This is a genomic window from Chryseobacterium sp. C39-AII1 (assembly GCF_039672645.1).
Lineage (GTDB): Bacteria > Bacteroidota > Bacteroidia > Flavobacteriales > Weeksellaceae > Chryseobacterium.
Genome location: NZ_JBDFPQ010000009.1, coordinates 54,346 through 72,528 on the forward strand (window position 1 = coordinate 54,346; position 18,183 = coordinate 72,528).

Below are 18,183 nucleotides of genomic sequence, written 5' to 3' on the forward strand. Positions count from 1 at the left end.
AATTATTATCTTCGCGATCCAAATCATTTTAAATATTATAGTATGAAAAAAATTACTGTTTGCCTTATTCTATTAGGCGCGATGCATGTTGTGAATGCACAGAAAATCAATCTTGGAAAAGCTGCTAGCGTAGTTTCTAGCGGTGCAAAAGCTTTATCTTTCACCAATGAAGATGCCATTAAATTATCCAAAGAATCTGTAGAATGGATGGATAAAAATAATAAAGTGGCTGGCCCAAAAGATCCTTACACGGTTCGACTGAACAAACTTTTCGGGAAACACAAATCTCAGGACGGTCTTAACCTTAATTACAAGGTATATTTGGTAAAAGATATCAATGCTTTTGCTTGTGCTGACGGGAGTGTTCGTGTATTTTCATCGTTGATGGATATTATGACGGATGATGAATTACTGGCGGTAATTGGTCATGAAATTGGTCACGTTAAAAATCAGGATACGAAAGATGCCATGAAGTCGGCTTATTTAAAAGCGGCGGCTTTGGATGCGGCTTCTTCGGCTTCAAATACTGTTGCAACTTTGAATGACAGCCAAGTCGGAAAAATGGCGAATGCTTTTCTTGATGCTTCTCACAGCAAAAAGCAGGAATCTGAAGCAGACACGTATTCTTATGATTTTATGAAATCCAACGGATATAATGTGGTGGGTGCTTATACAGCATTTAAAAAACTAGCGTTACTTTCCGAAGGTGGCGCGGCTCAGTCTGGATTCCAAAAGATGTTTAATTCTCATCCGGATAGCAATAAAAGGGCTGAAGCTGTTAAGAAAAGAGCTGAGAAAGACGGTTTGTGGAAAGATCCGGGAACGGTTGCTTTGCCAACATCTAAATTAACGAAATAGTTTTAGGCTAAATAATAAATAATTGAAAATAAAAATTCCTCAAATCAAATTTGAGGAATTTTTTTATGTGAATTTTAATGTTGTCTTGAGATTAAGAATACATCTTTTCTCTTAATTCTTTCACTTTTTTGTCAGCAAGATATTCATCGTAAGTCATTTCTCTATCGATGATTCCGTTTGGAGTCAACTCGATGATTCTGTTACAGACAGTTGAAAGCATTTCGTGGTCATGAGATGCCAATAAAAGATTTCCTTTGAAGTTAGACAATGAGTTGTTCAAAGTTGTGATACTTTCAAGGTCTAAGTGGTTCGTAGGTTCGTCTAATAAAAGAATGTTCGCTTTCTGAAGCATCATTCTGCTGAACATACATCTCATTTTTTCACCTCCTGAAAGTACTTTACAAGATTTCAACGCTTCATCACCCGAGAAAAGCATTCTTCCTAAGAATCCTCTTACGAATTCTTCGTGACGCTCTTCGTCATTTTTAGTGAATTGTCTCAACCAATCAACCAAACTTAGATCTTCTTGGAAGAAGTTTGTGTTGTCTAAAGGCATGTGAGACTGGTTGGTAGTAACTCCCCAAGCAACAGTTCCTTTGTCTGCTTCAACATTTCCAGCTAAAATTTCGAAAAATTCTGTAATCGCCAATGAGTTTTTAGACAAAACAGCAACTTTATCTCCCTTTTTAAGGTTTAAATCGATGTTTGAAAATAATAATTCTCCGTCTTTTGTTTTTTCTAAACCTTTAACATCTAAGATCTGATCTCCCGCTTCTCTTTCCATTTCGAAAATGATTGCCGGATATCTTCTTGAAGATGGCTTAATATCATCGATGTTTAATTTATCGATCATTTTCTTTCTTGCAGTTGCTTGTTTAGCTTTTGCAACGTTTGAACTAAATCTTGCGATGAAATCCTGAAGTTCTTTCTTCTTTTCTTCCGCTTTCTTGTTAGCCTGAGCTCTTTGTCTTGTCGCTAATTGAGAAGCCTGATACCAGAAAGAGTAGTTACCTGTGTAAAGGTTTAGTTTAGCATAATCAAGGTCACCGATGTGCGTACAAACTGTATCCAAGAAGTGACGGTCGTGAGATACAACGATTACCGTGTTTTCGTAGTCTGCCAAGAAATCTTCTAACCAAGAAATTGTATCAATATCAAGGTCATTCGTAGGTTCATCTAAGATTAATACATCTGGGTTACCGAAAAGCGCCTGAGCCAATAGAACTTTTACTTTGTCCTTATTTTCAAGCTCGCTCATCATTTGCCAGTGCATATCGTCTTTAATACCAACGTTTGAAAGCATGGTCTGTGCATCAGATTCTGCAGTCCAACCACCCATTTCGTCGTAGATTACACCTAGTTCTCCTGCTTTAATTCCGTCTTCGTCAGAGAAGTCTTCTTTTGCATAAAGCGCGTCCATCTCTTCTTTTATCTCGAATAATTTTTTGTTACCTCTCAAAACCGCTTCAAGTACCGTAAATTGATCGTAAGCAAAGTGATCCTGCTCAAGAACAGACATTCTTTTTCCAGGTTCCAAAGATACGTGTCCTGTGGTTGGGTCTTGTTTTCCAGTCAATATTTTAAGGAATGTAGACTTTCCTGCACCATTTGCTCCGATAATCCCGTAGCAGTTTCCTTTCGTAAACATAATGTTTACTTCGTCAAAAAGAACTCTTTTCCCGAATTGTAAAGATAAGTTAGATACTGTTAACATATAGTTTTGTAAATTTGGCGCAAAAATACGAAAAGAATTTGGGTATTTCGCAATAATGTAATAGTCAGGTTTTTAAATGTGGGGTATTTTTTATATATTTCATTAAAGAAATTTTACAATGAAGATTGAAAAGACAGTCAATATATTTAACAAAAGAGCCAGATTTGAGTATGAAATTCTTGAAGAATATGAAGCAGGAATGGTTTTAACGGGTACAGAAATAAAATCTTTACGTTCTTCAAAAGCATCTATTACAGAATCGTTCTGTCAGTTTATTGATGGGGAATTATACATTATTAATATGACAATTGATGAATATAAATTGGGAACATTTTATAATCACAAAACAAAAAGGGAACGGAAATTGCTCTTGCACAAAAAAGAATTGCAAAAACTCGAAAAAAAGTTAAAAGATGCAGGTAATACTGTAATACCTTTAAAACTATATATTAATGACAGAGGGAAAGCAAAGGTTTTAATTGCGCTGGGTAGAGGTAAAAAGCTTTTCGATAAAAGGGAGAGCATAAAAGATAGAGAAAATAAACGAAACCTGGACAGAATATTAAAGAAAAGTTAAAAATCATTTGAAAAACTTTGTATATAAAGAAAAATTATATTTATTTTGCATTATCAATTATTTAATCATTTAATTCTATGAAAAATCTAAAATTAGGAATTTCAGCATTGGCACTTACTGTTGCTTCTACTGTGTTCGCTCAGACTACCAACAATCCGTGGATGATCGGAGTTGGTGCTCACGCTGAGAACCACACAGCTCAGAGAAACAACTTCAGTAATACTTTTGCTGCAAAAAATTTGACGAAGAATATGTTCAATATGAACAACTTCTCTATTACACCTCCACTATCTAAACTTACAGTTGCTAGAAACGTAGCGAAAGGTTTTGTAGTAGATTGGCAAACTTCTGTTGGTAATGTTGCTAACAAGAGATTTGATATGGGGAAAGAGTTCTTCTTAATGACTGGTCTTGGTTTACAAGTTAAAGCTGCTGGTCTTTTATGGAACGAAGAATCTTGGTTTGATCCATATTTGAGAGTTGGTGCTAACTATTTAAGACATGATTATACTGCACTTACATTCCCAAGAACTGATGTTAATGGGGAAGTAGTAAGTAACGGTGAAAATGGTAACGAAAATGGTAAAGCTAACTTCTTTACAGTTTCTACAGGTGCTGGTGTTAACTTCTGGTTGACTAAAAACTTCGGTTTTGGTGTTCAAGGAGATTATGTATCAACTCCTGGTGATAAATCTACAGTTGCTAACTTCTGGCAAGCTTCAGCTTCATTGAACTTCAGATTTGGTAACAGAGATAGAGATAAGGATGGTATCTTAGATAAAGACGATTTATGTCCAGATACTCCAGGTCTACCAGAATTCCAAGGATGTCCTGATACTGACGGTGATGGAGTTCCAGATAAAGACGATCAATGTCCAGATGTTGCTGGTCCAGTTGAAAACAACGGTTGTCCTTGGCCAGATACAGACGGTGACGGTGTAATCGACAAAGATGATGCTTGTCCTACTGTTGCAGGTCCTGCTGAAAACAATGGTTGTCCTTGGCCAGATACAGATGGTGACGGTATCTTAGATAAAGATGATGCTTGTCCTACAGTTCCAGGTCTTCCTGAATATAATGGATGTCCTAAGCCTAAAGAACAAACTGCAATTGACGTTGAAACTAAATTAGGAAGCGTATTCTTTGACTTCAACAAAGCTACTATCAAAGCAGAATCTAAAACTGCATTGGACGAAGCTGCTGAGATCATTAAGAAAGATGGAGGTAACTATCTATTAGAAGGTAGAACTGATGCTAAAGGTGCTGCTGCTTACAACTTGAAATTATCTAGAGAAAGAGCTGCTGCTGTAGTTGCTGCTTTAGATGCTAGAGGTGTAGATGCTAATGCTCTTAAATCTATTGGTGTAGGTGCTGCTAAAGCTAAAATTCCTGCAACTGCTTCTGATGCTGAAAGACAAGTTGATAGAAAAGTTGTTGTAACTGCTATTACTGACGCTGCTCAGTGGAGTGCTATTCAAAAAAGAGATTATGCAGATCCAACTCCAGTAAAAGTTAAAAAAGCTACTAAGAAAAAAGCTCCTGCTAAAAAAGTAGTTAAAAAGAAAAAATAATTAAATTTTTCTAAATATAAATACCTCCAGTTTTCTGGGGGTATTTTTTTTTTGTGGACTTTTAAGTAATTTTGTTGAAAATTTAAAAATAAAAATGGGAAGAGCATTTGAATATAGAAAAGCTTCTAAAATGGCCAGATGGGATAAGATGGCCAAAACATTCTCTAAAATAGGAAAGGATATTGCCTTAGCAGTAAAAGCCGGCGGACCAGATCCTGAATCCAATCCTGCGTTGAGAAGATGTATCCAGAATGCTAAAGGAGCAAACATGCCAAAAGATAATGTGGAAAGAGCGATCAAAAAAGCAAGTGGTGCGGATGCGGAAAACTATGAAGAGATCACTTATGAAGGGTACGGACAAGGTGGTGTTGCTTTTTTCGTGGAATGTACGACAAATAATACCACAAGAACTGTTGCGAACGTAAGAGCTGTTTTCAACAAGTTTGATGGTAACCTTGGTAAAAATGGTGAATTGGCATTTATCTTCGATAGAAAGGGAATTTTCACAATCGACTTAGCTCAAATTAAAATGGATTGGGATGATTTTGAAATGGAAATGATCGATGGTGGTGCTGAAGATGTAGAAAAAGATGATGAGGAGGTGATGATCACAACGGCTTTTGAAGATTTCGGTTCTTTATCTCACAAATTAGATGAACTTAAAATCGAAGCTAAAAGTGCCGAACTTCAGAGAATTCCAAACAATACAAAAGAAGTTACGCAGGATCAGTTTAAAGCAAATATGAAAATGCTTGAGCGCTTCGAAGAGGATGATGATGTGCAAAACGTTTATCACAATATGGAAATCACGGAAGAGCTTTTAAATTCTTTATAAAAATAGGTAGCTGTTTACAGTATTTACAATACTTCGCCACGAATTCACGAACTTTATCAAAGAAGTTTTTTAAAGAAACTTTGGTAATTCATTCGAGTATTCGTGGCTATTTTATGTTTACAAATTATAATAGTAACAAAAATAACATTCCATTCATATATAGTTTATTTTCAATTAGTTTCTTTGCATAAGAATCAATTGTGAAATCGCCATCAGTGGTAAATTAAAATACTTACAGTAATGGCGATCACATTTGATCTTGGTAAGATAAATATCTGCAAATGAAAAGAAACGTTGAATTGGTTGTCATTTCGGATGTTCACTTGGGAACTTATGGATGTAAGGCCAAAGAATTATTAAGATATCTCAATTCCATTCAGCCAAAAACCTTGGTGCTGAATGGTGATATTATCGATATCTGGCAATTTAAAAAGTCTTATTTCCCTAAACCTCATTTGAAAGTAATTAAAAAGATTCTTTCGCTGGCGACCAAAAATACAGATGTTTACTATATTACCGGAAATCACGACGAAATGTTCCGAAAGTTTACCGACTTCGAACTGGGTAAGCTGAAGGTTTGTAATAAAATTTGCCTCGATCTTAATCAAAAGAAAACCTGGATTTTTCACGGGGATGTTTTCGATGCATCTGTTCAACATTCAAAATGGATTGCCAAATTGGGTGGAAAGGGTTACGATTTATTAATTGTAATAAATAATGTTGTAAATTGGTTTTTAGAAAAAATGGGTAGAGAGAAATATTCATTTTCAAAAAAAATTAAAAACAACGTAAAAAAAGCGGTAAAGTATATCGGTGATTTTGAATTAACGGCTTCTGAACTGGCGATTGATAATCATTACGACTATGTAATTTGCGGGCATATCCATCAACCGCAGATTCGTGAAGTCGTCAATAAAAAAGGTTCTTGTATGTATATGAATTCCGGCGACTGGATTGAAAATCTTTCTGCTCTGGAATATCATAATAATGAATGGAAAATTTTTTATTATGATGAGCATAAACATTTGCTGAAAGATGATGAAGCGGAAGAAATTCAGGATATCGACAACTCTGAGCTGCTGAAAATTGTAACCAACTTCACGAAATGAAAATCCTATACGCCTTTCAGGGAACAGGAAATGGTCATATTGCACGAGCGCAGGAGATTATTCCTATTCTTAAAAAACATGTTTCTGTTGATACCCTTATCAGCGGTCACCAGTCGCAGTTAAAAGCCACTTTTGACCTTGATTATCAATATAAAGGTATTTCGCTGCTTTACGATAAAACTGGTGGATTATCCTATTGGAAAACATTTACGGAGAATAAATTTCTTGAAGCCATCAAAAACATTAACAATTTAGATTTATCAAAATACGATCTCATTATTAATGATTATGAACCATTGACGGGTTGGGCATGTAAAATGAGAAAGCTTCCGATGATTGAGCTGAGCCATCAGGCTTCGATGTTGTTTAAGGAAACACCAAAACCTGAAAAGAAAGATATTTTCGGAGAGATGATTTTGAAATATTATGTTCCGAGCGACCGAAAGATTGGTTTTCATTTTGAAAATTATCATTCTCAGATTAAAAAGCCGGTGATCAGAAAAAAAATAAGAGATTTAAATCCTGATAAAAAAGGATATTATGTCGTTTATCTTCCGAGTTTTTCAGATGAAAATATTATTAAAGTGTTAAAACAAATCCCTGTCGAATGGAAAGTGTTTTCAAAATACAGCAAGCTTCAGCATAAAGAAAGCAATGTTGAAATTTTTCCAATTGATGAAATTCAATATCTAAAATCTTTTGAAAATTGTGACGGAATTTTGTGCAATGCCGGTTTTGAAACACCCGCCGAAGCACTTTTTATGGATAAAAAATTGTTCGTGATTCCTATTCATAATCAATACGAGCAGGAATGTAACGCATGTGCTTTAGACAAAATGGGAATTCCGAATTCTAAAATTTTAGAACTAAAAGAAATTCAGGATTGGGTAGCTTCTGATCATCATCTTCAAGTAAACTACCCTGATGATATTGAAGAAATTTTAATAAACGAGGTATTAATTCTTTAGAAAAATATCATCAACATCATTCATTCTTGTCATAACGGCTCTTGCATAAGAACAGTGAGGATACACTTTCCATTTGTTTTCTCGTGCAAATTTTATGGCTTCTTCAACCAGATATTTACCCATTCCGCGACCTTCGAATTCGGGATGTACCAACACGAAGGAAATAATATATTTATTGTCATCAGGAAAAATTGTGTATGTCAATCTGCCAATTTCTTTGATTTCGTTATTTAAAGTAATGACTCCGCCGTTTCCTGATTTATTATTTTCGAATCTCATAATTTAAGTTTTAATGATTAGTAAAAATACAAAAACCACACCGCAGCAATTTTGATGTACATCAAGAAAGGGAATTGATGAATAGTGAAATAGTCAATTCATTTCATTCGTGAATTTTGGAAGCACTTAAACTCACCATTAACTTGCAAAGCAAAATTGACCATTCGCTTTAAATATCTTTCCCCGTGTAATAATTATAATCTTTAATCACCACCCCAATAAATTGCCTTTCCGTCATTTTTGTATGTTCTATGTCGAGCTTTAAAATACTTTTGATCTTGTTAGAAAGTTTGGTAATAATCTGTCGGTCATCAACGCGTAAAGCTTTTATATAATTGTCTTTGATAATTCGCATGTCATTATCACTTAAAGCAATAACTTGTGGAAAAGTCGGTATATAATCGTCGTGAATATTTTCAAGAATCGTATGGGAAATATTGATATTATTTTTTAACGAAATAACTGCCGTTCCGGATGCGATGTCTCCTAAACGTTGGTTGTTTTTAGAAGCAATCATTGAGATAAGTCCGATAATGCCGCTCATCATCAAAATATCAATTAATCGAAAGATCCAACGGATAAGATAATCCCCAAAACTCGCCTGATAACCATCAATTTTCACCACACGTATTTTCATGACTTTTTTTCCGGGCGTTTGCCCTTCCATCAGGCTTTCCAGAACTAAAGTATAAATATGAATAGGAAATGTGATCGCAATATAAATTGCCATTTGCGACCATTGATCAAGCCCGTTCATAATCAGTCCCAATCCGAGAAATTTAAAACAAATGTAAAGCGTAACAATGACGTAAGCGATCTTGATCGCCAGATCAATAAAAAAAGCAAGTATCCTGTCTCCCACACTGGCAATGTTGAAGTTAATATTTACATTTTGTGAGGTATTAATCGCAATTTGAGACATAATTTTTATTATTTTAGCCTTACAATTATGAGAGAAGTTTATTTCATTAAACAAAATAAAGAAAAATGGTTGGGAATTGAACAGGTTATTCAAGGGAAAATTAAAAAAAATCCTGATGACCTGTCTTCGTTGTATATTAATCTTGTCAACGATCTTGCCTTTGCCCAGACCTATTATCCGAAAAGTAATACAACGGTTTACCTGAATCATTTATCTTCTCAGATTTTCCAGAAAATTTATAAAACCAAAAGGGTAGAGCAGAACAGACTGCTTTATTTCTTCAAAACGGAAGTCCCGATGTTGGTGTATGAATACAGAAGATATTTACTGTATGCCTTTTTGTTTTTCATTCTTTTTACCTCTATTGGCGTCCTTTCAGGGATTTATGATAAAGGTTTTGCCAATATTATTCTCGGCGAAGGTTATGTAAATGATACCATCGATAATATTAAAAAAGGAAATGCGGTTGGTGTTTACCAAAGCGGTTCAACTTGGGGAAGCACGATTGGGATTATTTTCAACAATATCGGAGTAGGTGCCAAACTTTATATTTACGGAATTTTTGGTGGTGTTGGCACTTTGTATGCTTTGCTTTCCAATTCTGTGATGTTGGGATCTTTTCAGTACTTTTTCTATGATTACGGAGCTTTGAAAGACAGCGCAAGAGGAATCTGGCTTCATGGTGTTTTTGAAATCTTTGCGATGGTGGTAGAAGCCATGTGCGGATTGATTTTGGGGGCTTCCATTTTATTTCCAAGAACCTATTCAAGGTTTGAATCTTTTAAAAGCGGATTCAAAAATTCATTCAAAATATTTTTAAGCACCATTCCATTTACAATCTGTGCAGGAATTATAGAAGGTTATGTCACTAGACATGCCTTAAAAATGCCTTTAATTTTAAATTTAATAATCATCTTCGGATGTCTGGGAATTATCGGATTTTATTATTTTGTTTATCCTTATATTGTCAATAAAAACATTAATAGCCAAATCAATGATGCAGTTTTATAAAAAAAGAGATTTTGGAACTTTTATAAGTGACAGTTTCGCTTTTTTCAAATTATACGGAAAAAATTACTTTAAGAATTACCTTTTTATCAACGGTTTGCTGTTGATTTTGATGGTGGCGATCTTTATTTTCGGTTTTAAAGAATTATTCTCCACGATGTTCGGTTCTAATATGAGTGGACAGGCCAATTATCTCGATAGTTATTTTGAAGATAATTTAGGAATGCTGATTACAGTCGGCATCTTAACATTTCTGCTTTTCATCGTTTTAATGATCATCAATTACCTGTATCCGGTATTTTACATAAAAAGAGTGGCACAGGGAAGTACAAAAGTAAAGACAGACGAAATTTTTAGCGATCTTAAAAATAATTTAGGAAGAATAGCCATTCTTTGTCTGGGAATGACATTTTTGGTCACTCCTTTAGCATTAATTGTTCTTGGAATTTCCTATGCGCTTATTTTAATTTTTATAGGAATTGTATTGATTTTTTTAGTGTATCCCACGGTTTTTAATGTGGTTACTTTCTTAATGTTTGATTATTTCAACACCGAAAGAGGATTCTTTGAAAGCCTTAGCTATGCGATGCGCGCGCAGTTTTCTTATCCCAATGGGAGAGAAAATTCTCCATATTGGAAATATTGGGGATCATCATTGGTGATTTTCGTCATTATGTATGTTATCACCACGATTTTTACGATGATTCCGATGCTGTTTTTTTACGGATCATTACTCACTTCTCCGTCATCGGCGCAATATGAAGAAAATCCTTTTACGGGAACTGTCGGGATTTTATTTTTCGTGATGTACGGAGTTTCCATGTTGGTTTCGTTATTACTTTCCAATTTAATGTACATTAATGCTGGATTAATGTATTACGACAGCAGAACAGACCTTCACCAAAAAGTTGAACTGGCAGAAATAGATACCATCGGCATCAATGAATAAAATTCTTATTTTTTTTCTGATCTTTTTTTCTGTAGGATCTACCTTTGCACAGAACGGCTATGATGAGCCCGTTGTGGAAGAATATGTAGATACGCTGAACACGGGACATTACAGAAATATGCTTCGTGCAGATTCTGTTTTACTTAAAAATCCGGTGACGGAAAATTCAACCTATCCGAAAAAATTCAAGGAAAATTTTAACTCAAAATATAAAGACAAAGAATTTGATTATTCTACGTCAAAACCTAGAGAGTCTTTTCTTCAGAAGCTTCAGCGTAAAATATCGAAGATCATGCAGACTATTTTCGGAACGTCTGTTTTCAATACTTCATCAAATGTCGCTTGGCTGGTAGTTCGTTTGTTGGGTATTCTTCTTGTCGGTTTTCTGCTGTATGTTATCATTAAATTTTTAATGAATAAAAATGGTGGTTTTTTCTTTGGCAAAAAGAATAAAAAAGTGGTTATTAACGAGCAGGAACTTCATGAAAATATCCATGAAATCAATTTTCCTCAAAGTATTGCTCAATTTGAAAATTCTGGAGATTACCGTTCAGCAGTTCGGTATCAGTTTTTATTTATCCTGAAAAAATTAAGTGATAAAAAGGTAATCAACTGGAATCCCGAAAAAACCAATAAAGATTATATTGTTGAATTAAAAGCAGCTCATCTGAAGAACGATTTTTCCAATCTTGCCTATATTTTCGATTATGTATGGTATGGGGAGTTCAAGATCGATCAGCAGAGTTATCTTAAATTTAAAAATCAGTTTCAATCTTTTCAACCGTAATTAAATTTTTTCAAAATGAACAAAACTTTCAAAATATATGCTGCAATTTTCATCATCGTTATGGTGATTCTGGCATTGCTTGAAGTTAATAAAAAGGAGGTTGTAGATTGGCGAAAAAACTTTAATGTTACTCAAAAATCTCCTTTCGGACTCTTTGTTTTTAATGAAGAAGTGAAAGGGCTTTTTAAGAATAAAATCGTAAAAATAGATCAATCGCCATTTGATTATTATAACGAGCATACAAAAGAAAAGCATAATATTCTAGTTATTGAAAGCGATATTGACAGCGAATCTTGGTCGAAAATTTTAAGTGAAGTTTCAAAAGGTTCGGATGCGATGATAATGGTTTCTGATATTCCGAAAGAGATCTCAGACAGCATCGGATATTATGATTCTGAAATTTCGTTTGAAGAGCAAAATGTTTTAAAACTTACGGATAAAAAATTCCGGAATGATTTTATAAAACTCGATAAATTTCCTTCAGGAAGAGGTTTTACTTATATTAAGCCCAATGTTGAAGTCTTAGGAAAAGCAGTTGAAAAAAATAATCAGGATCAGGCTAATTTTATAAAAGTGAAATTCGGAAAAGGGAAGATTTATGTTCACAGCGAACCGCTTTTCATCACCAATTATTATTTGCTGAAGCCCGGAAATATAAAATATACGCAGGATGTTTTTTCGTATCTTGACGATAAAGAAACGCTTTGGTTTGTAAAAGGTAAAACAAGTGAATCGCGATTTTTCATGCGGTTTATTCTTTCAAATCCAGCGCTAAAGTATGCTTGGTGGGTGTTTTTAGGTGGATTATTGCTGTTTATTTTCTTTAATGCGAAACGAAAGCAGCGTATTGTTCCAAAGATAGAACCGCTGAAAAATACCTCGGTAGATTTTGTGAAAAGTATTGGCAATCTCTATCTTCAGGAAGGCGATTTTCATGATATGATGGCGAAAAAAGCGCAATATTTCCTTAATAAAGTGAGAATGGATTTGCTGATTGATACCCAAAATTTAGATGAAGAGTTTGTGAAAAAACTTCAGCTGAAAACAGGAAAACCAATCGAACTTATTCAGGAAGCGATTGATCTGATTAAAAAAGGTCAGGATCGTTATGCAAATGTAATGCAGGAAGATCTGGTTCGAATGAATAAAATTTTAGATGAGATTCTAAAATAATAAAGGAGAGTCCCGAAGGGACGACTTAAAAAAAGAATTGGATGAAAGTCCAATTATATGAATAGGTAGTATTTAAAAATATCATTGTAATAATTCTCTGTTAATTGGTAAAATGTTACATTGATAAATTGTTAAATTATATTATATGGAAAACTTTGATAACCCAAATATAGAAGATCAAAATTCTATTCAATTCAATAAAAAAGAAGACGAATTTCAGTCAAGGATTGATATGATCGAACTTCGTACGAGTTTGGATAAAGTAAAAACGGAAATTGCAAAAGTAATTGTCGGTCAGGAAAATATGGTCGAACATCTTTTGGCAGCTCTTTTATCCAACGGTCATGTTTTGATTGAAGGCGTTCCGGGAGTTGCAAAGACGATTACGGCGAAGTTACTCGCGAAAACAATTGATGTAGGCTTCAGCAGGATACAGTTTACACCAGATTTGATGCCTTCTGATATTCTGGGAACCTCAATTTTTAACGTAAAAAATTCTGAATTTGAGTTTAAAAAAGGTCCGATTTTCTCAAATTTTATTTTGATTGATGAAATTAACAGATCGCCTGCAAAAACGCAGGCAGCCTTATTTGAAGTGATGGAAGAACGCCAGATCACGATGGATGGAACGCGTTATATCATGGAAGAGCCTTTTCTAGTGGTGGCAACACAAAACCCAATCGAACATGAAGGAACATACAGACTTCCTGAGGCTCAGCTTGACCGTTTTTTGTTTAAAATAAATGTTGGCTATCCTAATCTTGAGCAGGAAATTGCCATCATCAAAAATCAACACGAAAGTAAAAAAGAGGATAAAACAGAAGTGGTGAATCGTGTGATCTCTTCACAGCAACTTAAAAGTTATCAACAATTGGTAAAAGAAATCATTGTTGAAGCTCAGTTGATGGAATATATTGCAAAAATCATCATTAACACCAGAGAAAATCAGTTCTTATATTTAGGGGCTTCACCAAGAGCAAGTTTGGCATTATTAACGGCATCGAAAGCTTTTGCGGCATTAAGAGGAAGAGATTTTGTTACGCCGGAAGACATCAAAGAGGCAAGTTACGCGGTTTTAAGACACAGAGTAATTGTATCGCCGGAAAGAGAAATGGAAGGCTTAACCGCAGACGAAATTATCAGACAAATTTTAGAGGGAATAGAGATTCCGAGGTAGGTTGCAGTTATTAGATTGCAGGTAGCAGTTTAGAGGTGTTAGGTTATAGTTTGCAATTCTGTGTTTAAAAATTTTATATATGGCTAATTTTAAAGAACTTTTAGTTTGGCAAAAATCTATTGATTTTGTAACCGAAATCTACAAGATAACTGATACCTTTCCTAAAGATGAAACCTTTGGTTTAAAATCTCAAGTAAGAAGAGCTTCCGTTTCGATTCCATCCAATATTGCTGAAGGAAATTCCAGAAGAAGTAAACCTGATTATTTACAGTTTTTAAAAATTTCAAGAGGAAGCTGTGCGGAAGTTGAAACTCAATTAATTATTTCTAAGAACCTCAAATTTTTAAATGAAGAAGAATGTTTAAAATTAAATAATGATATTATCGAAATTTCGAAAATGTTAAACGGACTTATTAACTCTCTAAAATAAAACGCTCATAAAAACTGCAACCTAAAATCTTCTACCTGCAACCTATATAAATGAAAAACTTATACATCAATACCCGTTTTTTCTTCACACTCATCGGAGTGGGGATTTTATATGTCTTTGCATTTTTCTTTTCTTTTTTGATGTGGGTCGCTCATATCGTTTTGCTGTTGTGCTTTTTGGCGGCGATGGTAGATTATTTACTGTTGTTTAGACCGAAAGATGCGGTGTTAGCGCAGCGAATTTTACCTGAAAAATTATCAAATGGGGATGAAAATCCGGTGAAAGTTGATGTTAAAAATAATTACGGGTTTAAGATTAATGTTAAAATTATTGATGAAATTCCGTTTCAGTTTCAGAAAAGGGATTTTGTCATTTCAAAACAAATCGATTCCGGAAAAAATACGTATTTCCAATATATTTTAGAACCGAAAGAAAGAGGAGAATACAGTTTCGGAAGCCTCAATATTTATGTGGAATCGCCGATTGGATTGGTCTCTAAAAGATTCAGGTTTCAGAAAGATGCAAGCTTAGCTTCTTATCCGTCTTTTATTCATCTTCGAAAGTATGAATTGATGGCTGTTCAGAGTGAATTTCTATTAGGCGGAATCAAAAAAATCCGCAAATTGGGTCACACGATGGAATTTGAACAGATCAAAGAATATGTTCCGGGCGACGACATCCGAACCATCAATTGGAAAGCGACTTCCAAGACGAATCGTTTGATGGTAAATCAGTTTCAGGATGAAAAATCACAACGTATTTTTATGTTGATCGATACGGGAAGAACGATGAAAATGCCTTTTAAAGGATTGAGTTTGCTCGATTATTCCATCAATGCAGCAATGGCTTTATCACATATTATCCTGAAAAAAGGAGATCGTGCAGGAATGATGACTTTCTCAAAGAAAACGGAGAATAAAATTGCGGCGGAAAACAAATCGGGACAATTGAAGAAAATTTCTGAGGCGCTTTATAATATCAATACCAATTTTTTTGAAAGTGATTTCAACAGATTGTATCAGGATGTGAAATATTCCATCAATCAGAGAAGTTTGATTTTACTTTTTACCAATTTTGAAACACTGGACGGATTAAACCGTCAGCTAAAATATCTTCGCGGAATTGCCAAAAATCATTTGCTGGTGGTTGTTTTCTTTAAAAATGCGGAATTGCAAACGTTGATTCATCAAAACTCTGAAAGTATGCAGGAAATTTATGATGAAATTATTGCTGAAAAATTTGAATTTGAAAAGAAACTCATTATTCAGGAACTTCGTAAATACGGTATTTATACGGTGTATACGCTCCCTGAAAATTTAAATATCGACGTTATCAATAAATATCTGGAGATAAAAGCGAGAGGAATTTTATAATTTTGCAAAAGGTTTATTAACAATAAATGCTTCGACTCAGCTCAGCATGACATCGCTAAAAATTTGCTGTTTAAAAACTGTTAATTAGAATGTCATGCTGAGTCTGTCGAAGCACTTTAAATATAATTTCAAAAATGAAAATAACACTTAATAGAATCAACGATGATTTTTTGTTTGAATGTACCAATTCTCAGGGAAATTCAATTCTTTTAGATAATACTTCGCAGCCGGGAGCTAAAGGTGTTTCACCAATGGAAAGTGTGATGATGGCAGTTGCAGGATGCAGTGGGATAGATGTGGTTTCTATTTTGAAAAAGCAAAGACAGGAAATTACAGATTTCAAAGCTGAGGTTGAAGGGGAGAGAGTGCAGGTGGAAGATGCAAAGCCTTTCAAGGCAATTAATGTAAAATTTCTTCTGGAAGGAAATATTGATCCTAAAAAAGCCCAGAAAGCCGCTCAGTTGTCTTTCGAAAAATATTGTTCTGTTTCTAAAACTTTAGAACCGAATGTAGAAATTGGGTACGAAGTTTTTGTGAACGGAGAAAAAGTTTAATTTTTTTAAATTCAATATAAAAAAATGCCGGACAATTACTGTCCGGCATTTCTGTTTAATTATAAAGTTTATGGTTATTTTTTGATTACTTTTTGTGTTTGAACAGAACCGTCTTTCAAATTCAATGATAGAATATAAACGCCTGTTTTTATTCCGTCTAATTGTAATGTTGAAGAAGGTTTGTCGATTACTTTTACGGTTACTCCCGAAAGATCTGTAAGCGTTGCACGTTTTACATTTTCAGATTTTTCGATGCGTAAAACATCTGTGAAAGGATTAGGGAATGCTGCAATTTTCTTCTCTGCTTTTGCTTCGTTTGTAGATAAATTAAGAGGTTCTAAAATGACAGTTACCTTCCAGCTGCCATCATTTACTTTATTATAAGATGCATCACAGCCAAGGTTTTCTCCACCCCATTTTCTCCATGCTCTCAATTCAAAATTAACAGCTCCTGTAAGACCATTTGCCAATGTTAAATCTGATCTATTGTAAGAATATGTTCCTGCGTTGCTGCTTACCCCCGCTGCCACATCTGTTTCTGCTGTACCGTTGGTAGTACATACCAAAAGACTTCTTTGTTCAGACATCCATGCTCCAGATTGCGCGGTCATGGTATATGAAACTTTTGTAGATTTTATTTTATAACCTGTCGGTACGTTAACCGTAAGAGTTCCTGGGCAACTGGATGTAGAAGTATTGGTAGGATTATTATCACCAACATATTCTGTATTAATGTCTCCTAATGTAAATGTTACAGGAACTTCACCAGTTGTAAATGATTGTGACTTCCAGAATCCATATGATGAACCTCCACAATTTGATCTTATCCAAAAATAATAGGTTTGCCCTGTTGTTAAGTTATCTAAAGTAACAGACGTAGTTCCTGCTGCTACACTTCCAGAAGGATTCGTTGTAGTTGTAGGTGGAGTTGGCGAAGTGCTGTAATAGTACTGATATCCTGAAGATGGATTACTCGCAGACGCCGTCCAGTTTACGGTAGCACTTGTAGGCGTTGTGGTTGCTGAAATATTGGTAGGCGCGAGACAAGGGTTGAAAGCGTCTGCCGAAAACGCAAAAATATTAGGAATTCCTCCTGTTCCGGATTTTGTTACCGTAACACTTTGTATTTCCTTGTTTTGGTTTGCAGCGTCAATTGCTAAAGGAATTTGATATAATCTAGGATTCGTTCCGCTTCCTGATTCAAGTACATTGTTGTTTAAGTTAATTCTGCCAATTCCCTGAATAGCATAGTTGGTGCCTCCGTACCAGTCTGCAATACTATTTCCGCTAAGGGTTTGTGTGGTATTATCGGTAAAGTTTACCGTAACGTCTACCGTACAAGCACCACTTCCTCCTGTTGCCAACATATAAAGGCTTATCGCTTTAAGAGGAGTTGCAAATATTAATGTTCCTGAATCACCTGATGCCTCTAATCTTAGAGAATTGTTTGAGCTGTAAGAAGCTAACTGATAAGTCAATCCCGGTGTTGAAGCTACTGCGGAAGTAAAGTTTCCGCTTATAGGAAGACCGTACGTAAGTGCAGTACTGCTTGAAGTAAGTTGAAAATCTCTTGAAATAAAGGCGTAGCTCACACCATCTACATCGGTACTTGTTGAAGTAGAAGCGGCTCCAACACCGTTAGCAATCACATCAGCATTAAATCCTGACTGGATTCCGATGGGTTGATATTCCTGAGCTTTCATGGTGTTGATAAACAGGCTGGTAAGAAGTAAGCCTGAAAGAGGTAGTAATTTTCCTTTCATAAAATACTTTTTTAGTTTTATAGCGCTAATATAAGCGTTTTCATGTAAATATTTCAATATATAACTTAAATTGATGTTAAATTTTAATTATATAAGCTGAATGGCTAATAAATCATTTGTATTTTATTGAATTATT

The 18,183-nt window shown here is 34.7% G+C and carries 18 protein-coding genes; 14 read left to right on the forward strand and 4 right to left on the reverse strand.

Annotated features, from left to right (window positions below; genetic code table 11):
* The first annotated feature begins 42 nt into the window (after positions 1-42).
* Positions 43-858: a M48 family metallopeptidase gene (locus tag ABEG63_RS14120; protein WP_346585622.1), complete on the forward strand. Its 816-nt coding sequence runs from the start codon at positions 43-45 to the stop codon at positions 856-858.
* Positions 859-949: 91 nt separating this feature from the next.
* Here the strand turns inward: ABEG63_RS14120 and ABEG63_RS14125 are convergent, their stop codons facing one another.
* Positions 950-2,572: an ATP-binding cassette domain-containing protein gene (locus ABEG63_RS14125; RefSeq protein ID WP_267405809.1), complete on the reverse strand. Its 1,623-nt coding sequence runs from the start codon at positions 2,570-2,572 to the stop codon at positions 950-952.
* Positions 2,573-2,690: 118 nt separating this feature from the next.
* Between ABEG63_RS14125 and smpB the strand changes: the two genes are divergently transcribed.
* The 5 genes from smpB (at position 2,691) to ABEG63_RS14150 (ending at position 7,632) form a co-directional block, all read left to right on the forward strand.
* The gene (smpB, locus tag ABEG63_RS14130; RefSeq protein WP_267405810.1) at positions 2,691-3,149 is read left to right on the forward strand and encodes an SsrA-binding protein SmpB; all 459 of its coding nucleotides are present in this window, start codon (positions 2,691-2,693) and stop codon (positions 3,147-3,149) included.
* Positions 3,150-3,226: 77 nt separating this feature from the next.
* The gene (locus ABEG63_RS14135; protein ID WP_346585625.1) at positions 3,227-4,720 is read left to right on the forward strand and encodes an OmpA family protein; all 1,494 of its coding nucleotides are present in this window, start codon (positions 3,227-3,229) and stop codon (positions 4,718-4,720) included.
* Between the two features lie 94 nt (positions 4,721-4,814).
* Positions 4,815-5,555 (forward strand): YebC/PmpR family DNA-binding transcriptional regulator, encoded by a 741-nt coding sequence (locus ABEG63_RS14140; RefSeq protein WP_312398157.1) that lies wholly within the window; start codon positions 4,815-4,817, stop codon positions 5,553-5,555.
* 281 nt (positions 5,556-5,836) lie between these two features.
* Entirely contained in the window at positions 5,837-6,664 is an 828-nt protein-coding gene (locus ABEG63_RS14145) for a UDP-2,3-diacylglucosamine diphosphatase (protein WP_346585627.1), read from the forward strand.
* Positions 6,661-7,632, forward strand: coding sequence for a glycosyltransferase family protein (locus ABEG63_RS14150; RefSeq protein ID WP_346585629.1), 972 nt, complete (start codon positions 6,661-6,663; stop codon positions 7,630-7,632). The genes ABEG63_RS14145 and ABEG63_RS14150 overlap by 4 nt, the downstream gene beginning before the upstream one ends.
* Here ABEG63_RS14150 and ABEG63_RS14155 read toward each other — a convergent pair.
* Together ABEG63_RS14155 and ABEG63_RS14160 are read right to left on the reverse strand one after the other, a co-directional pair.
* The gene (locus ABEG63_RS14155; protein WP_346585631.1) at positions 7,621-7,911 is read right to left on the reverse strand and encodes a GNAT family N-acetyltransferase; all 291 of its coding nucleotides are present in this window, start codon (positions 7,909-7,911) and stop codon (positions 7,621-7,623) included. The two genes, ABEG63_RS14150 and ABEG63_RS14155, sit on opposite strands and share 12 nt — an antisense overlap.
* Before the next feature lie 169 nt (positions 7,912-8,080).
* On the reverse strand, positions 8,081-8,833 hold the full coding sequence (locus ABEG63_RS14160) for an RDD family protein (protein WP_346585633.1): 753 nt from the start codon (positions 8,831-8,833) through the stop codon (positions 8,081-8,083).
* A 27-nt stretch (positions 8,834-8,860) separates the two neighbouring features.
* Between ABEG63_RS14160 and ABEG63_RS14165 the strand changes: the two genes are divergently transcribed.
* The 8 genes from ABEG63_RS14165 (at position 8,861) to ABEG63_RS14200 (ending at position 16,284) form a co-directional block, all read left to right on the forward strand.
* A complete protein-coding gene (locus ABEG63_RS14165; RefSeq protein WP_346585635.1) occupies positions 8,861-9,844 on the forward strand; it encodes a stage II sporulation protein M in 984 nt (327 codons plus the stop codon).
* The gene (locus ABEG63_RS14170; protein WP_346585637.1) at positions 9,828-10,790 is read left to right on the forward strand and encodes a DUF4013 domain-containing protein; all 963 of its coding nucleotides are present in this window, start codon (positions 9,828-9,830) and stop codon (positions 10,788-10,790) included. The genes ABEG63_RS14165 and ABEG63_RS14170 overlap by 17 nt, the downstream gene beginning before the upstream one ends.
* On the forward strand, positions 10,783-11,577 hold the full coding sequence (locus tag ABEG63_RS14175) for a DUF4129 domain-containing protein (protein ID WP_346585639.1): 795 nt from the start codon (positions 10,783-10,785) through the stop codon (positions 11,575-11,577). Before ABEG63_RS14170 ends, ABEG63_RS14175 begins: the two co-directional genes overlap by 8 nt.
* A 15-nt stretch (positions 11,578-11,592) precedes the next feature.
* The gene (locus tag ABEG63_RS14180; RefSeq protein ID WP_346585641.1) at positions 11,593-12,750 is read left to right on the forward strand and encodes a DUF4350 domain-containing protein; all 1,158 of its coding nucleotides are present in this window, start codon (positions 11,593-11,595) and stop codon (positions 12,748-12,750) included.
* 232 nt (positions 12,751-12,982) lie between these two features.
* Positions 12,983-13,927: a MoxR family ATPase gene (locus ABEG63_RS14185; protein ID WP_346585812.1), complete on the forward strand. Its 945-nt coding sequence runs from the start codon at positions 12,983-12,985 to the stop codon at positions 13,925-13,927.
* A gap of 79 nt (positions 13,928-14,006) precedes the next feature.
* Entirely contained in the window at positions 14,007-14,357 is a 351-nt protein-coding gene (locus ABEG63_RS14190; RefSeq protein WP_346585643.1) for a four helix bundle protein, read from the forward strand.
* Positions 14,358-14,407: 50 nt separating this feature from the next.
* Positions 14,408-15,730, forward strand: coding sequence for a DUF58 domain-containing protein (locus ABEG63_RS14195; RefSeq protein ID WP_346585645.1), 1,323 nt, complete (start codon positions 14,408-14,410; stop codon positions 15,728-15,730).
* A gap of 134 nt (positions 15,731-15,864) precedes the next feature.
* Positions 15,865-16,284: an OsmC family protein gene (locus tag ABEG63_RS14200; RefSeq protein WP_267405824.1), complete on the forward strand. Its 420-nt coding sequence runs from the start codon at positions 15,865-15,867 to the stop codon at positions 16,282-16,284.
* A 74-nt stretch (positions 16,285-16,358) separates the two neighbouring features.
* On the opposite strand, the gene ABEG63_RS14205 is transcribed toward ABEG63_RS14200, so the two are convergent.
* A complete protein-coding gene (locus ABEG63_RS14205) occupies positions 16,359-18,047 on the reverse strand; it encodes a T9SS type A sorting domain-containing protein (RefSeq protein ID WP_346585648.1) in 1,689 nt (562 codons plus the stop codon).
* Positions 18,048-18,183 lie beyond the last annotated feature (136 nt).

Bases quoted from the DNA above. Each gene is read 5' to 3' on its own strand.
- ABEG63_RS14120 (WP_346585622.1), top strand. From the start codon at position 43: ATGAAAAAAATTACTGTTTGCCTTATTCTATTAGGCGCGATGCATGTT.
- ABEG63_RS14125 (WP_267405809.1), bottom strand. From the start codon at position 2,572: ATGTTAACAGTATCTAACTTATCTTTACAATTCGGGAAAAGAGTTCTT.
- smpB (WP_267405810.1), top strand. From the start codon at position 2,691: ATGAAGATTGAAAAGACAGTCAATATATTTAACAAAAGAGCCAGATTT.
- ABEG63_RS14135 (WP_346585625.1), top strand. From the start codon at position 3,227: ATGAAAAATCTAAAATTAGGAATTTCAGCATTGGCACTTACTGTTGCT.
- ABEG63_RS14140 (WP_312398157.1), top strand. From the start codon at position 4,815: ATGGGAAGAGCATTTGAATATAGAAAAGCTTCTAAAATGGCCAGATGG.
- ABEG63_RS14145 (WP_346585627.1), top strand. From the start codon at position 5,837: ATGAAAAGAAACGTTGAATTGGTTGTCATTTCGGATGTTCACTTGGGA.
- ABEG63_RS14150 (WP_346585629.1), top strand. From the start codon at position 6,661: ATGAAAATCCTATACGCCTTTCAGGGAACAGGAAATGGTCATATTGCA.
- ABEG63_RS14155 (WP_346585631.1), bottom strand. From the start codon at position 7,911: ATGAGATTCGAAAATAATAAATCAGGAAACGGCGGAGTCATTACTTTA.
- ABEG63_RS14160 (WP_346585633.1), bottom strand. From the start codon at position 8,833: ATGTCTCAAATTGCGATTAATACCTCACAAAATGTAAATATTAACTTC.
- ABEG63_RS14165 (WP_346585635.1), top strand. From the start codon at position 8,861: ATGAGAGAAGTTTATTTCATTAAACAAAATAAAGAAAAATGGTTGGGA.
- ABEG63_RS14170 (WP_346585637.1), top strand. From the start codon at position 9,828: ATGATGCAGTTTTATAAAAAAAGAGATTTTGGAACTTTTATAAGTGAC.
- ABEG63_RS14175 (WP_346585639.1), top strand. From the start codon at position 10,783: ATGAATAAAATTCTTATTTTTTTTCTGATCTTTTTTTCTGTAGGATCT.
- ABEG63_RS14180 (WP_346585641.1), top strand. From the start codon at position 11,593: ATGAACAAAACTTTCAAAATATATGCTGCAATTTTCATCATCGTTATG.
- ABEG63_RS14185 (WP_346585812.1), top strand. From the start codon at position 12,983: ATGATCGAACTTCGTACGAGTTTGGATAAAGTAAAAACGGAAATTGCA.
- ABEG63_RS14190 (WP_346585643.1), top strand. From the start codon at position 14,007: ATGGCTAATTTTAAAGAACTTTTAGTTTGGCAAAAATCTATTGATTTT.
- ABEG63_RS14195 (WP_346585645.1), top strand. From the start codon at position 14,408: ATGAAAAACTTATACATCAATACCCGTTTTTTCTTCACACTCATCGGA.
- ABEG63_RS14200 (WP_267405824.1), top strand. From the start codon at position 15,865: ATGAAAATAACACTTAATAGAATCAACGATGATTTTTTGTTTGAATGT.
- ABEG63_RS14205 (WP_346585648.1), bottom strand. From the start codon at position 18,047: ATGAAAGGAAAATTACTACCTCTTTCAGGCTTACTTCTTACCAGCCTG.